We start from the raw sequence: 14,191 nt of genomic DNA on the forward strand, positions 1-14,191 counted from the left end.
TATCCAACCAGGCGGAGTGTTGTATGCTTGGCCTGCGAACAGACGCTTGTTTTCGGGATTGCCAGTAAGAGGTTTTTCATTCAGCCGATGTTGTTCTTTGAGTGCGTCGGCTGGATCGGTAATATGCTCTTTCAGCAGCCGGAATGTGTATGATCGTTTGGCCACAACGTACCCCCCACAAGTAGCGCCGACTATAATAGATGTTTGTTGCCAACTGCTTTCACGCCCAAAACGTGGGAGTCAGTATGCGTAGCACTGGCTTTGGGGCGCACCAAGGCTGATCCTTGTAAGCGCGTCGCACGAGCGACTGCTTTCCGGAAGCCTTCGATCTGATCCTAATGAACGAAAGGGGCGCGCAAAGCAGTCGTTGAAAAGAGCGCGGCGAGAGCGACTCGAGTGGGGGGCAATTTGCGACCCTTCATGATGCGACGCGATATGCGAACGGCACTGGTGCGACACATGTAGGGAACGCTTGAAGCGGTCGCCGGCTACCAGCGATCCTCACGCGCTTCTTCCCGTTCTGTTCACTCTGGAGAACGCTTGAAGCGCTCCGATGACTCGAACACCCCCGATCGGTTCTTAGGTTGGACATACCCGTCTACACGCCCTCCCTTGCCGATGCGGCGCTTCGCGGTTCTGGATGGAACTTCGGGCAGCAGCGGAGGAACGAAAACAGAAGAGAACAAGAATCTACGTGTGCGATTTCTGCACACGACTGACCGTAAGTTGTTGATATGTATGATTAAACTGCGCCATCCATCACTGATCGTGTTCGATTGCATCGATGTTTGCGGCGGCACTTCGATCGATCGAGCTTCGCAAGTTGACGCCAAAGGGCGGTCTGACCCGAACCCTACTCCGCCTATGTGGCGCCTCCAGTATCCGTTTTCCGCACACCGACGCGGATCGGCTTTCACGGACGCGAATAGCGGAGTTACTTGTGTTCGTGCGGAAGCGTGAGGCACCACGCGCGGGCGGCTAAGGCCGTGATCCGACGTGAAGCTCCACATTGGACAATCAACCCCTGGTCGGCGACACGGCTTGGCCGTCGCTGCCGATGGAGGCAGTCATGGCAGATAGCAAATTCCTCACTCCGGAAGAGGTAGCTGAGCGCTACCGGGGCGGCGTGTCCGTCGGAACTCTCCGGAATTGGCGCGCAATGCGCCTCGGCCCCTCCTTCGTCAAAGTCGGCAAGACCGTGCTTTATCCTATCGACGAGCTTGAAGCCTGGGACGAGAAGAATAGAGTGCAGTGCCGTGCATCCAAATGATTGGGGGAGCGCATGGATGATCAAGCGTAATGGTCCTGATCGTGCACGACTAACCGACCCCAATATCCGGCACCAATGCTCAACATTTTTCGGATTTCTCTTGTAAAAACAAGTGTTTATGCTCGCACGTGGCGTGGTGCACAATCATCCGTCAGGGGATCCGACGCCGTCGCGCGCCGACATCGAGATGACCAAGATGGTCATCGAGACGGCCAAACCGCTCGGCATTGCCGTCCACGATCACATCATCATCGGCAAGAAGGGTCATGCCAGCATGAAGGGCCTGCTGCTGATCTGACGCCCGATCCGAGCATGCATCGGCTTCTTGTCGAAAGCGTACGGTCTCGTGTCAAGAAATACCTCCAGGCAGAGAGGGGCGCGCAGCGAGAGCACGGCTACCAACCGCCATCGCGAGCGCGACGACAATCAGAACCGCCGCGACTGCGAACGTGATCCGCATGCCGGCGGCAACGGCCTCGGGGCGCGCCGTTGCGATGTCGATCGTCACTGAGGCGAATGCGAACACGGCGCCCATGGCGGATGCACCGGTGATGAGCCCGAGATTGCGCGACAAATTGAGCAAGCCGGAAATGACGCCCCGCTGGTCCGGGCGGATATCCGACATGACGGCGGTGTTGTTGGCCGTTTGGAACAGCGCATAGCCTGATGTGACGATTGCGATCGGAGCGATGTAGCCAGGGATGCCTGATATTGTCGGCATCATAGATAGAATGAGGCAACCGGCCGCTATCGCGATGAGCCCAATGATGGTCATCCGCCCAGCGCCAAAACGGTCCGCTATGCGACCAGCTGGCACGCCGGTCAGCGCGGCGACAAGCGGACCGACCGACATGACGACGCCAACAAGAGCCGCGTCGAGCCCGAGCGCACGAGACAGATAGAACGGCCCGACCACCAGTGTCGCCATCATCACCGTCGCGACGAGTGCGCTCGTGGCGAGGCTCATACTCAGCGTCGCATTGCGGAATGCGGCCAATCGGATCAAAGGTGATGCCACCCTCGCCTCCACAAGCACAAAGAAGCCGGCTCCGAAAACGGCTGCGACCAACAGAGCCATGTTGAGCGGACCAAAACTGCCACGCCCGAACGTCATCGCGAGCGCATAGGCGCCAAGCGCCAAGGCAAGCAGCAGCGTGCCCACAACGTCGAAGCCGGCCCGATCCGTCTTCGATCCCCGGCGATCAGCCGGCAGGTAGCGATAGGCGAGAACAAGGGCCAGCAAACCCAATGGCACGTTGACAAGGAAGATCGCCCGCCAGCCGGATCCGGCAATCAGAAGGCCCCCGAGCGACGGACCGAGAGCGGTGCCGATCGCCGACATCGTTCCGAGCAGCCCCATAGCGCTGCCGGTCCTTGCCTTCGGAACCGTATCACCGACGAAAGCCATGGTGAGGGCCATCATGATGGCCGCCCCCAAGCCCTGCGCCGCCCGCGCGGCGATCAGCAGCCAGAGCGTCGGCGCGACACCACATAGGACCGAAGCCGTCGTGAACAGGAACAGTCCGGCCAGCAACAGCCGCCGGCGACCGATGAGGTCACCGAGCCGTCCAACGCTGACGATCAGGGTGGTCACGGCGAGGAGATAAGCCAGCACGATCCACTGGACTTCCTGGAACGAGGCGTCGAACGCCTGCGCCAAGGTCGGCAAGGCAACATTGGCGATGCTGATGCCGAGTGAGGACAGCAACATTGACAGCGAAGGGCCGGCAAGCGCCCACCGAACCGAAGGTGCTCGTTCCACATTTCCGGCGACTGCCCGTCCTGCATCGATTGCCTTCAATATGAACTCCGTTTTCTGGCGGCTCCGGAAACGGAGCTGGCAGACACGTAGTCCTTTGCTTGACATGGCTGAAGACGCATCGTTTGCACTTAATCATTGCGTTTGACGCTATGTCAGATCGTGCCAACCATGCTACGATCCATCTATGCCGCATCCCGATCTCAATCTGCTCGTCACCCTCGATGTGCTGCTGACGGAAGGCAGTGTGGCACGCGCCGCCAAGAGGCTGCGGCTTAGCCCGTCGGCGATGAGCCGGGCGCTGGCGCGATTGCGTGAGACGATCGGCGATCCGCTGTTGGTCAGGGCCGGACGCAGCCTTGTTCCCACACCCCGGGCCCTCGAGCTCCGCGAGCGCGTCGGTCAGCTTGTGGAGGACGCCGAAGCCGTTCTGCGTCCTGTTGAGATGCTCGATCTGAAACGGCTTGTGCGAACCTTCACACTCAGAAACCAGGACGGCTTTGTTGAGAATTTCGGACCTGATCTCATTGCGCGCGTCGGCGAACAAGCACCGGGCGTGCGGCTGCGTTTCGTACTGAAGCCGGACAAGGACAGCACGCCCCTGCGCGACGGCAGCGCAGACCTGGAAACCGGCGACGTCGGAAAGGTGACGGGGCCAGAGGTGCGCGCGCAAGCGCTGTTCCGTGATCGTTTCGTCGGCGTCGTGCGGATGGGGCATCCCTTACGCGAGTTGACGATCACCCCTGCCCGTTATGCGGCCGGCCGGCACATCCTCCTCTCCCGTCGCGGGCTCGACAGGGGACCGATCGACCACGCGCTTGAGCCGCTAGGGTTGAAACGAGAGATCGTGACGGTCGTCGGCGGTTTTTCGGAAGCTCTGGCTCTGGCGCGCGCCTCGGACCTGATCGCCAGCGTTCCCGAACGATATACGGGGAACCTGCGCGACGGAATGTACTGTTTCCCTCTCCCGGTTCCCCTGCCAGAAATCACGGTTTCACTTTTGTGGCACCCGCGGCTCGATGCCGATCCGGCGCACCGCTGGCTGCGCGGGTGCGTTCGAGACGTTTGCGCCGGAATAACTCACTGGGTTTCTTAGTGGGTTGAGGCGAGCGCTGCTGATCCCGATCACGGCAACTCGGTGTTGCAGGTGCCGGCGATCTGGCCGACCGCCTCGCTGAACCCGGCTAGGTCGAAATCGGCCTCGCCTCGCCCCGACAGCAGCCCGAACCGCCAGGACAGTTGGAGCCGGTCTGCGGAAACCAATCGCCTGATCCCGTCGGCACCATCCCGAACCAGCCTCCTCCCCCGCGCGCCGACCGACCAGCTTTCGTTGACCTTGCTGGCCTTGTCGACGGTCACCGACACGGTGATGGTCCGGCTGGCGGAGACGGCATCGTTCAACTGCAGCCATTCGCTCCAGCGCGGTTCGCCATTCGCCCGACAGGCAATGGTCAGGATCGGGCTGTAGCTTAAGGTGCCGCCGCCCGTGATGAGCTTGTTGGTAGCATGGAGCGAGGCAGTGACCAGGCCATCGCTGCCGGTGTCGAACCGCCAATTGTCAAGGACGCTGTCGGCCTGGGCGATACCGCAGACTGAGGTGAAGAGGAACGCTGTGGCGACCGCGCCTCCGATGCCGACGAATAATTTCAACGATCCCTCCAACGACCCTGCACTTTGCAACTCGGCGCAGATAATGATCAAAACATCGTATCGCCAGCCGCCAACCGCTGCTTGGGCGCGAATCTCTCGCTTATCGCATCGGCCCGAGAATCGGGATCGATTCTCGGACGCACGATTCGTAGATAGTGAAAATTCGTTCAGAGTTTCTGCGTCCAAGTGGCCGCACGTCGCTTTAAGGCGACTATGAAAAAGGATGCATTGAGGGCGGCCTTTCACAATTCGGCGGAACCCGTGTTGTTCGGCGCCCTTGGCGGGCTTTTTTCTTCGCCGCAACCTTCTTCTTCTTAGGTTCTTCCACATCATCGCCATTGCGTTTTCGGCTGACCGGAAGACCGCACTAGAATTTCGACGGGAAATCGAGCTATGATGCATTTGGCATTTCCCGGGGCGGCTTCGCGCCCTTGGAATGCCGGGAGGAAACGGGATATGGCCATCGCGCTTGTACTCGTTTTGGTAGTTGTGGGCTCAGTGTTGTTTCACTTCCTGAGCCCATGGTGGTGGACGCCGATTGCCTCTAACTGGGACTATATCGACAACACCATCATCATCACCTTCTGGATCACCGGCGTCGTCTTCGCCGCCGTCGTCCTATTCATGGCCTATTGCGTCTTCCGCTTCCGTCATCGGGAAGGGAACCAGGCGGCATACGAACCCGAGAACAAGCGGCTCGAATGGTGGCTGACGATCGTCACCGCAATCGGGGTCACGGCCATGCTGGTTCCCGGCCTGTTCGTCTGGAACCAGTTCGTCAGCGTCCCAAGCGACGCAACAGTGGTCGAAGTCGTCGGCCAGCAATGGCAATGGAGTTTCCGCTTGCCCGGCAAGGACGGCAAGCTCGGCACATCCGACACCCGCAACGTCAGCCCTGAAAATCCCTTAGGCGTGAACGCCAGTGATGCCAACGGCCAGGACGATGTCGTCGTCGAAGCCGCCGATCTGCATCTGCCGGTCGGCAAGCCGGTCAAGATGCTGCTCCGCTCGATTGACGTGCTGCATGATTTCTATGTCCCTGAATTCCGCGCCAAGATGGACATGATCCCGGGCTCGGTCACCTATTTCTGGTTCACCCCGACCAAGACCGGAACCTTCCAGGTCCTGTGCGCCGAACTTTGCGGCCAGGGGCACCCGTTGATGAATGGCGTGGTCATGGTCGACACGCAGGAAGATTATCTGGCGTGGCTCGGCGAACAGCAGACTTTCGCGCAATTGTCGGCCCCCCAGCAGGTGGGCTCGGCAGAGTAGACGCCGGGAAGACGGCGACGTGGGTTGAAATTGCGGTAGGGCTCGAAACTGTCGAGCCTGGTCGAAAAGGGCACGGAGTGTTCTTATGGTCGATATCACACCTGCAGATGCGGTACCGCCGGCCGAAGTCGCGGAGATGGAACTTTACCATCCGCACAGCTGGTGGACGAAATACGTCTTTTCGCAGGATGCCAAGGTCATCGCCATCCAGTATTCGGCGACGGCCACGGCAATCGGCCTGGTGGCGCTGGTGCTGTCCTGGTTGATGCGGCTGCAGCTCGGCTTCCCCGGTACGTTCGACTTCATCAGCCCCGAAGCCTACTACCAGTTCATCACCATGCATGGCATGATCATGGTGATCTATCTGCTCACGGCACTGTTCCTGGGCGGCTTCGGCAACTACCTGATCCCGCTGATGGTCGGCGCGCGCGACATGGTCTTTCCCTATGTCAACATGCTGAGCTACTGGATCTACCTGCTCGCCGTGCTGGTTTTGGCGTCGAGCTTCTTTGCGCCCGGCGGACCGACCGGCGCCGGCTGGACGCTCTACCCGCCGCAGGCGATCATGACCGGCACGCCAGGCGGCCAGGACTGGGGCATCATCCTGATGCTCGTCTCGCTGATCTTGTTCATCATCGGCTTCACGATGGGCGGCTTGAACTACGTCGTGACGGTGCTGCAGGCCCGCACACGCGGCATGACGCTGATGCGCCTGCCGCTGACCGTCTGGGGTATCTTCACCGCCACTGTCATGGCGCTGCTCGCCTTCCCGGCGCTGTTTGTCGCCTGCGTGATGATGCTGTTCGACCGTGCGCTCGGCACCAGCTTCTTCATGCCGGCCATCGTCGAGATGGGCGAGCAATTGCAGCACGGCGGCGGCAGCCCGATCCTTTTCCAGCATCTGTTCTGGTTCTTCGGCCATCCCGAGGTCTACATCGTGGCGCTGCCGGCCTTCGGCATCGTGTCCGATCTGATCAGCACCCATGCGCGCAAGAACATCTTCGGCTACCGGATGATGGTCTGGGCCATCGTCGGCATCGGCGCGCTGAGTTTCGTGGTCTGGGCGCACCACATGTATGTCAGCGGCATGCATCCCTATTTCGGCTTCTTCTTCGCCACCACGACTTTGATCATTGCCGTCCCGACCGCGATCAAGGTCTACAATTGGGTGCTGACGCTGTGGCGCGGCGACATCCACCTCACCGTCCCGATGCTTTTTGCCCTGGCCTTCATCGTCACCTTCGTCAATGGCGGGCTGACCGGACTGTTTCTCGGCAACGTCGTCGTCGACGTTCCGCTGTCGGACACGATGTTCGTCGTTGCTCATTTCCACATGGTCATGGGCGTCGCTCCGATTCTGGTGATCTTCGGGGCGATCTATCACTGGTACCCGAAGGTCACCGGCCGGATGCTGAACGAGGCGATGGGCCAGTTCCATTTCTGGGTCACCTTCCTCGGTGCCTATCTGATTTTCTTTCCCATGCACTACATCGGCCTGATGGGCGTGCCGCGCCGCTACCACGAACTGACCGCCACGACGGTGATGACCGAATCGGCCCACGATCTGAACGCGTTCATCAGCATCATGGCGTTCCTCGTCGGCTTTGCCCAAATCGTGTTCCTGTTCAATCTGATCTGGAGCATTCGCCACGGCCGCGAGGCCGGCGGCAATCCATGGCGCGCCACGACACTCGAATGGCAAACGCCGGAAACACCGCCCGCCCATGGCAATTTCGGCAAGGAACTGCCGATCGTCTATCGCTGGGCCTATGACTACAGCGTGCCGGGCGCCAAGGAGGATTTTATCCCGCAAAACATGCCGGGCTCCTTCGAATCCTCCAGGGAGCCGGCATGAGCGTCATTCTGGTCTTCCTCCTCGTGATCGCCGGCTTTGCCGGATGGTGGCTTTCCCACCAGCGGCTGATGGCCAAGCCATGGCTCGAGCAAGGTGTCATCGGTGATATTATCGGCCAGGAAGGATCGGCGTTGCCGACCGCCAAGATCGGCCTCGGCGTCTTCCTCGCCGTCGTCGGCTGCCTGTTTGCACTCTTCACCAGCGCTTATTTCATGCGCATGGCGCTGTCGGACTGGCAGGCGCTGCCGTTGCCGCGCGTGCTCTGGTTCAACACCGGCGTGCTGGTCCTGAGCAGCATCGCGCTGCAGTGCGCCTCGGTCGCTGCGCGCCGGGGCCAAATCGACACGGTCAGGCTCGGCCTCATCACGGCCGGGCTCACCGCGCTTGCCTTCCTGATCGGACAGCTTGTGGCATGGCGGGAACTGACCGCCGACGGCTACTTGCTGACCGCCAATCCGGCCAATAGTTTTTTCTACCTGATAACCGGGATGCATGGCCTGCACATCCTGGGAGGGCTGGTGGGTCTGAGCCGAACAACTGCCGGCGCCTGGAACGGAGCACGGCCGGAGCGGCTTCGCCTCAGCGTCGAATTGTGCGCCATGTACTGGCATTTCCTGCTTTTCGTCTGGCTCGCCATTTTCGCGCTTCTGGCCGGCTGGGCCGCGACTTTCATCGAGATTTGCCGACAGTTGCTGACCTAGGAGGGCCGGACGGATGGCAGACACGACACTGACGCATACTGGCCAAGCACAGCCGCGGCCGGCGGGCTTGCAAGGCATCGCCGCCGACTGGTCTTCGGATCAGCGCGCGTTCAAAAACGTGTCCTGGGGCAAGGCCATGATGTGGATCTTCCTGCTCAGCGACACCTTCATCTTCGGCTGCTTTCTGCTCTCCTACATGACCGCGCGCATGTCTACCCGAGTGCCGTGGCCCAATCCGAGCGAGGTCTTTGCCCTTCACATTGGCGGCTCGAATATTCCACTGATCCTTATCGCCATCATGACCTTCGTGCTGATCTCGAGCAGCGGAACGATGGCCATGGCGGTGAATTTCGGCTATCGCCACGACCGCCGCAAGACTGCGATCCTCATGCTTTTGACCGCAGCGCTGGGCGCGACCTTCGTCGGCATGCAGGCCTTCGAATGGACCAAGCTGATCACCGAAGGGGTACGGCCCTGGGGCAATCCGTGGGGTGCGGCGCAGTTCGGATCATCCTTCTTCATGATCACCGGCTTTCACGGCACCCATGTGACGTTCGGGGTGATCTTCCTGATCATCGTGGCGCGAAAGGTCTGGCGCGGCGATTACGACACGGGACGGCCTGGTTTCTTCACCAGCCGCAAGGGCCGCTACGAGCACGTCGAGATCATGGGGCTCTACTGGCATTTCGTCGACCTGGTCTGGGTATTCATTTTCGCATTCTTCTATCTTTGGTGAGAAGCAGCATCTTTGAGAGGCAGATATGGCTGAGGCAACCGCAAACGGCCTGGCGCAACACACGCTTCACGGAGCTCAAGCGCATGATCCGGCGGCAATCGGCACCGCCCCCGCGGAAGTTCATCAGGAGCACCCGATCAAGCTCTATCTGGTGGTCTGGGCATGGCTGTTCATCCTCAGCGCCTGCTCCTATCTGGTCGATTATGTCGGCCTCCAAGGCTATCTCAGATGGTCGCTGATCCTGATCTTCATGATGCTAAAGGCCGGGCTCATTGTCGCGGTCTTCATGCACATGGCCTGGGAACGGCTAGCGCTGACATATGCGATCATATTGCCGCCGATATTGGTGCTGGTGTTCGTGGCAATGATGGTCTTCGAATCGGATTACACGCTTCTCACCCGGACGGTGTTTTTTGGGGCCGAGCCCTGACGCGCATCCGGGTACAGGGCTTCGGCAGCATGTCCATCAAGAGCCGGAGATGCCATTTGCGGCCCGCTCTGCGTTGCCTTGAAACAATCGACAGCTGGCCCATTTTTGTTGGTAGGGAAACGACAGAAGCAAAATGATTGTCCTCGTTTCCACATGCGTCGCGAACTCCAGCGAGGGAGGCTCAAGATGACGATCGCAAACAGACTGAAGGACTTTATCGACGAGAAAGGAATTTCCTACGACACCGTCGAGCACCACCGCACCTCGACAAGCAGGCAGTCCGCAATAGCGGCGCATGTGCCCGGCAGCATAATGGCCAAATCGGTGGTCGTTCACCACGACGGTGGCTATGCGCTGGCCGTGGTGCCCAGCACGCACAGGATCGAGCTCGGCACGTTGCAGGACGTCATGGACCAGCGCATCGGACTCGCCTCCGAAGATGAGGTGGTTTCGCTCTTCGAGGATTGCGACACCGGCGCCATCCCGCCGATCGGCGCGGCCTACGATGTGCCGGTGATCCTCGATGAAAGCCTAGGCAATGCCGCTGACATCTATTTCGAGGGCGGTGACCACAGGACGCTCGTGCATGTCAGCGGCAAGGATTTCCGCAACCTGACCAGCGATGCACAACAAGCCCGCTTTAGCTACCCGGCTTACTGAAGGCTCAGCCCTTGCCGTACCGGCGCGCTCGCCGGTGCGGCAAGGCAGGATTTTTTCAGCTCGCCGGTTTGGTGGAAGCGGGCGATTCCACAACTTTGCGATAGACGTGCCAGGTGGCGTGACCGAGGATCGGCAGCACGACCGCCAACCCGGCAAACACCGGCAGCGAGCCTATGATCAGGGCGACGGCGACGATCAGGCCCCACACTGCCATCACGATCGGGTTCGCCAGGACCACACGCACCGAGGTGTGGATGGCTTCATAGGCGCCGACGTCGCGGTCGAGCAACAACGGGAACGCGACGACCGTGGTGCACAATACGACCGCGGCGAAGACGAAGCCGATGGCGTGGCCCAGGATAATCAGCGTCCAGCCGCGTCCGGTGGCGAATATTTCACTGATGAAGCTGGAGAGCGATTCCGGCGGGGCCGGGCCGAACACCTGCTGGTAAAATATCTGCGCGGTCAAAAGCCAGGCGATAAAGATCGCAAGCAGCATGATCCCGACCGCCGCGATGGCCGGCAGCGCCGGAGAATTCCTGACCTCGAAAGCGTGGCCCCAGGAGGCATCGAGTCCGGCTTCCCGCCTGCGGCTGATCTCATACAGCCCGATCGCCGCGAATGGACCGATCAGCGCAAAACCTGACACCAGCGGAAACAACAGCGGCAACGCATTGTTGCCCGACGTCCAGACAGCGAGCACGACGCCGACAAGCGGATAGATCAGGCAGAGGAAAACGATATGCGACGGTTTAACCATAAAATCGTCGACCCCTCGCTTGAGCGCGTCGAAAAGGTCGGAAACGCCGATCTTTCGAATTCTGGTGTGCTCCAGCGTCTCGCTGGCGCCTGCAATCACGTGAAAACTTGCCATGACCATTCCTCCAGACCAGGTCCGGTAAGGTCGCGATTCCACGGTGCTGCCGTTCAGCGTAACTGGCCACGCAAAACCGCGACCTGCACCATGGTCAACATACGCTCTTGCATGGGATTTGTCGCCGCCCTTTGTTTGAGGGACGGCTCCGGTGATCCGGCTAGCTCTAACGGCCTTTCTTCGATATTCTCCAAGCCGGGTTGAAGGGTGAAGGTCATGGATGGAAAGACCGTTCTCATGCTCGGCCTTGGCGTAGTTATTCTGCTGTTGCTGGGGTTCTGCGCAGTGCCAACGTGAGGTTTGAGCAGGTTCGGGGGCGGACCTCGTTCAGCAATCGCCGATTGGCCGTCTCAACCCGGCAAGCAATCTAAGAATCAGGATTCGATGCAACCACGAGTCAGGTCAATTTCCGGCTGACATGACGATACGCATTGCAATGGTATCGGCAAGCAGCACGGCAAAGATCGCGAAAAGATAGAAAATCGAATAGGCAAACAGCGCCTTTGCGCGTTTCATCTCCCACCCTTCAACCCACCTTTTGTCGATCAGAAGCTTCCAGGCATGCCAGATGAAACCCGCGCCCAATGCGGCCGAAGCGAGCCCGTACAATCCGCTCGCGAATCCAAAAGCCCAAGGGAGCACGCCGATTGGTGCCAGGATCAGTGAATAGACGAAGATTTGTTTTCTGGTCGAAGCCTGGCCGGCCACGTTCGGCATCATGGGAATGCCGGCGGCAGCATAGTCGCCGATCTTGAACAGCGCTAGCGCCCAGAAATGCGGCGGCGTCCAGAGGAAAATGATCAGAAACAGGATGAGACTTTCAGCCCCGACGGCGCCGGTGGCCGCCGCCCATCCGATCACCGGAGGAAGGGCACCCGCGGCGCCGCCTATGACAATATTCTGCGGCGTCGAGCGTTTCAGCCACATCGTGTAGATGACGACGTAGAAGAAGATGGTGAAGGCCAGCAGCGATGCGGCAAACCACCCCACCAGCACGCCGAGCGTCATGACCGAAAGCACGGAAAGCACCAGGCCAAAGCCGAGAGCTTCGCCTGGCATGACCCGGCCTGACGGGACCGGCCGCTTTGATGTGCGCGACATCAGCGCATCAACATCGGCATCGTACCACATGTTGAGTGCCCCGGCCGCTCCCGCTCCAACCGCAATTGCACCAATTGCAATCACGGCGATGACCGGATTCATCGCCCCAGGCGCCACCATCAGCCCGACGAAAGCGGTAAAAACAGCAAGCGCCATGACGCGTGGTTTCAGAAGCGCGAAGAAATCGCTGACTGTCGCTTCCGAGATGCGGATACCGGTATCCTTGAGGCCGCTTTCCCGAGCCGACATTTCAGGTGACCACCGATTGGGGCAGGCAATCTGGCCGGCCCATCGGCCGGCTGAAGAACCGGGTCATTTGGAGAATTGCTTCAGGTAGGCGATGACGTTGGCAAGGTCCTCGTCCTTCTTGAGGCCGGCAAACGCCATCTTCGTACCTTTGATCTTGGCCTTGGGATCGCGAAGATAGTCTGTCAGCGTGGCTTCGTCCCATTTGACGCCGGATGCACCCGCCTCGGTCATGGGTTTGGAGTACTTGAACCCCGGATGCGTGCCGGCCGTCCGGCCGATAACGCCGTTCAACGACGGACCGATCTTGTTCGTGTCCTTGTCCACGACGTGGCAGGCCTTGCATTTGGCGAAGACCTTCTCACCCGCGGCGGCATCCTGTGCCTGAGATTGGCTCGTGATAAACGTCGCAACGGACACGACGGCGAAAAACGCGATTGCACGCATGGCATTTCCTCCCGGATCGCCAAATCTGCCTTGGACGATCTGCGCGCGCAGACTTTCGCCGGCATGCGCCCCTTGCACGAACAGAGCGGAATATCCGCGTCCCCCGCATGGAATTGCGGCATCTACCTACCACAGAATCTGGCCGGCAGATAGAAGAAGTCGACCAGCCAGATTGCCCCCGAAGCGGCTCGAGCGGCGTCGGGGCGCGGTCGGAACGCATACCGGGTAAAGGCGTTAGACCAGCTACGGTTAAGCATCTGGAAGATCAAAGATTAGAGAAGCGTCCATGAACGACGGGAGCATCCTGGAGGTGCGCCACGGCACCTCTCACGATCGATGGCGACACGGTCTTTTACAGAGAGGCAGGCCCTGAAGCCGCGCCGGCGTTGCTGCTTCCGCATGGTTATCCCTGCTCATCCTTCCAATATCGCCGGCTGATGCCGGCGCTCGCCGATCGGTGGCGGACGGTTGCGCCAGACTTCCCCGGCTTTGGCTACAGTGGAACTCCCGATCCGGCACGGTTCGGTTATGATTTTGACGCTTACGCGACTTTTCTGGAGCGGTTCACCGACGCGCTGGGGCTCGGCAGCTACGCGCTGTGGCTGCACGACTACGGCTCGCAGATCGGCCTGCGGCACGCCATAGCGCATAGATCGCGGATCAGGGCCCTCATCATCCAGAATGGCGACATCTACGCGGATGCTCTTGGCCCCAAATACGAAACGATCCGACGTTTCTGGCGGGATCCTTCACCAGCGAACCGCGCGCCGCTCGAAAAGGCGGTGAGCGAGGACGGCTTTCGCGCCGAGTTCGTAGGCGAAGTCGATGACGACGTCGCTCGACGCGTCCCGCCCGATCTGTGGAAATTGCATTGGCCGCTGATGGATACGCCTGTGCGCCGTGCGCTTTCAGTCGGACTGATGGAGAAGCTCAAGGCTAATCTCGACTGGTTCCCTCGTTACCAGGGATACCTGCGCGAGCAGCGGCCGCCGGCATTGATCCTTTGGGGACCGAAGGACGAATACATGCCTGAGCCGGCAGCGCGCGCCTATCTGCGCGATCTCCCCGAGGCCGAGCTGCATTTGCTGAACGACGCCGGACACTGGCTGCTGGAGACCCATTTCGAGGTCGCCCTGCCGCTGGTGCGGCGGTTTCTCGGCGAGGTCCTGCATTAACCGCCCGCACAGAGG

General features: G+C 60.3%; 14 protein-coding genes and 1 pseudogene. 10 read left to right on the forward strand and 5 right to left on the reverse strand.

What is annotated here, in order from left to right:
- The first annotated feature begins 1,069 nt into the window (after positions 1-1,069).
- Both EOA86_RS04495 and EOA86_RS04500 read left to right on the forward strand, forming a co-directional pair.
- Positions 1,070-1,270 (forward strand): helix-turn-helix domain-containing protein, encoded by a 201-nt coding sequence (locus EOA86_RS04495; RefSeq protein ID WP_041012197.1) that lies wholly within the window; start codon positions 1,070-1,072, stop codon positions 1,268-1,270.
- A gap of 133 nt (positions 1,271-1,403) precedes the next feature.
- Positions 1,404-1,568, forward strand: a pseudogene (locus EOA86_RS04500) (JAB domain-containing protein); the annotation flags it as partial.
- Positions 1,569-1,619: 51 nt separating this feature from the next.
- Here the strand turns inward: EOA86_RS04500 and EOA86_RS04505 are convergent.
- A complete protein-coding gene (locus EOA86_RS04505) occupies positions 1,620-3,071 on the reverse strand; it encodes an MFS transporter (protein ID WP_128340828.1) in 1,452 nt (483 codons plus the stop codon).
- A gap of 145 nt (positions 3,072-3,216) precedes the next feature.
- On the opposite strand from EOA86_RS04505, the gene EOA86_RS04510 reads away from it, so the two are divergent.
- On the forward strand, positions 3,217-4,125 hold the full coding sequence (locus EOA86_RS04510; protein WP_128340829.1) for a LysR family transcriptional regulator: 909 nt from the start codon (positions 3,217-3,219) through the stop codon (positions 4,123-4,125).
- 29 nt (positions 4,126-4,154) lie between these two features.
- Here EOA86_RS04510 and EOA86_RS04515 read toward each other — a convergent pair whose 3' ends face one another.
- On the reverse strand, positions 4,155-4,679 hold the full coding sequence (locus EOA86_RS04515; RefSeq protein ID WP_128340835.1) for a hypothetical protein: 525 nt from the start codon (positions 4,677-4,679) through the stop codon (positions 4,155-4,157).
- Between the two features lie 456 nt (positions 4,680-5,135).
- On the opposite strand from EOA86_RS04515, the gene coxB reads away from it, so the two are divergent.
- The 6 genes from coxB to EOA86_RS04545 all read left to right on the forward strand — a co-directional run bounded on the left by coxB (position 5,136) and on the right by EOA86_RS04545 (position 10,333).
- The gene (gene coxB, locus EOA86_RS04520) at positions 5,136-5,951 is read left to right on the forward strand and encodes a cytochrome c oxidase subunit II (RefSeq protein WP_127319104.1); all 816 of its coding nucleotides are present in this window, start codon (positions 5,136-5,138) and stop codon (positions 5,949-5,951) included.
- Positions 5,952-6,036: 85 nt separating this feature from the next.
- A complete protein-coding gene (gene ctaD, locus EOA86_RS04525) occupies positions 6,037-7,806 on the forward strand; it encodes a cytochrome c oxidase subunit I (RefSeq protein WP_065007786.1) in 1,770 nt (589 codons plus the stop codon).
- Positions 7,803-8,507: a cytochrome c oxidase subunit 3 gene (locus EOA86_RS04530; protein ID WP_065007785.1), complete on the forward strand. Its 705-nt coding sequence runs from the start codon at positions 7,803-7,805 to the stop codon at positions 8,505-8,507. Before ctaD ends, EOA86_RS04530 begins: the two co-directional genes overlap by 4 nt.
- A 13-nt stretch (positions 8,508-8,520) precedes the next feature.
- Entirely contained in the window at positions 8,521-9,243 is a 723-nt protein-coding gene (locus EOA86_RS04535) for a heme-copper oxidase subunit III family protein (protein WP_128340830.1), read from the forward strand.
- Positions 9,244-9,268: 25 nt separating this feature from the next.
- Entirely contained in the window at positions 9,269-9,673 is a 405-nt protein-coding gene (locus EOA86_RS04540) for a cytochrome C oxidase subunit IV family protein (protein WP_128340831.1), read from the forward strand.
- Between the two features lie 186 nt (positions 9,674-9,859).
- Complete coding sequence (locus EOA86_RS04545) at positions 9,860-10,333, forward strand: aminoacyl-tRNA deacylase (RefSeq protein ID WP_065007814.1); 474 nt, start codon at positions 9,860-9,862, stop codon at positions 10,331-10,333.
- Positions 10,334-10,388: 55 nt separating this feature from the next.
- On the opposite strand, the gene EOA86_RS04550 is transcribed toward EOA86_RS04545, so the two are convergent.
- The 3 genes from EOA86_RS04550 to EOA86_RS04560 all read right to left on the reverse strand — a co-directional run bounded on the left by EOA86_RS04550 (position 10,389) and on the right by EOA86_RS04560 (position 13,001).
- Positions 10,389-11,207, reverse strand: a complete 819-nt coding sequence (locus EOA86_RS04550) for a DUF2189 domain-containing protein (RefSeq protein ID WP_065007813.1) — start codon at positions 11,205-11,207, stop codon at positions 10,389-10,391.
- Between the two features lie 402 nt (positions 11,208-11,609).
- On the reverse strand, positions 11,610-12,557 hold the full coding sequence (locus EOA86_RS04555) for a heme o synthase (RefSeq protein ID WP_128340832.1): 948 nt from the start codon (positions 12,555-12,557) through the stop codon (positions 11,610-11,612).
- A gap of 63 nt (positions 12,558-12,620) precedes the next feature.
- Positions 12,621-13,001, reverse strand: a complete 381-nt coding sequence (locus tag EOA86_RS04560) for a cytochrome c family protein (RefSeq protein WP_128340833.1) — start codon at positions 12,999-13,001, stop codon at positions 12,621-12,623.
- Between the two features lie 332 nt (positions 13,002-13,333).
- Here EOA86_RS04560 and EOA86_RS04565 point away from each other — a divergent pair, with 332 nt between their 5' ends.
- A complete protein-coding gene (locus EOA86_RS04565; protein ID WP_128340834.1) occupies positions 13,334-14,176 on the forward strand; it encodes an alpha/beta hydrolase in 843 nt (280 codons plus the stop codon).
- Positions 14,177-14,191 lie beyond the last annotated feature (15 nt).

The organism is Mesorhizobium sp. M5C.F.Ca.IN.020.32.2.1 (assembly GCF_004023105.1).
Taxonomy (GTDB): Bacteria; Pseudomonadota; Alphaproteobacteria; order Rhizobiales; family Rhizobiaceae; genus Mesorhizobium; species Mesorhizobium wenxiniae.

Bases quoted from the DNA above. Each gene is read 5' to 3' on its own strand.
- EOA86_RS04540 (WP_128340831.1), top strand. From the start codon at position 9,269: ATGGCTGAGGCAACCGCAAACGGCCTGGCGCAACACACGCTTCACGGA.
- EOA86_RS04550 (WP_065007813.1), bottom strand. From the start codon at position 11,207: ATGGCAAGTTTTCACGTGATTGCAGGCGCCAGCGAGACGCTGGAGCAC.
- EOA86_RS04555 (WP_128340832.1), bottom strand. From the start codon at position 12,557: ATGTCGGCTCGGGAAAGCGGCCTCAAGGATACCGGTATCCGCATCTCG.
- EOA86_RS04510 (WP_128340829.1), top strand. From the start codon at position 3,217: ATGCCGCATCCCGATCTCAATCTGCTCGTCACCCTCGATGTGCTGCTG.
- EOA86_RS04530 (WP_065007785.1), top strand. From the start codon at position 7,803: ATGAGCGTCATTCTGGTCTTCCTCCTCGTGATCGCCGGCTTTGCCGGA.
- EOA86_RS04560 (WP_128340833.1), bottom strand. From the start codon at position 13,001: ATGCGTGCAATCGCGTTTTTCGCCGTCGTGTCCGTTGCGACGTTTATC.
- EOA86_RS04545 (WP_065007814.1), top strand. From the start codon at position 9,860: ATGACGATCGCAAACAGACTGAAGGACTTTATCGACGAGAAAGGAATT.
- EOA86_RS04535 (WP_128340830.1), top strand. From the start codon at position 8,521: ATGGCAGACACGACACTGACGCATACTGGCCAAGCACAGCCGCGGCCG.
- coxB (WP_127319104.1), top strand. From the start codon at position 5,136: ATGGCCATCGCGCTTGTACTCGTTTTGGTAGTTGTGGGCTCAGTGTTG.
- ctaD (WP_065007786.1), top strand. From the start codon at position 6,037: ATGGTCGATATCACACCTGCAGATGCGGTACCGCCGGCCGAAGTCGCG.
- EOA86_RS04495 (WP_041012197.1), top strand. From the start codon at position 1,070: ATGGCAGATAGCAAATTCCTCACTCCGGAAGAGGTAGCTGAGCGCTAC.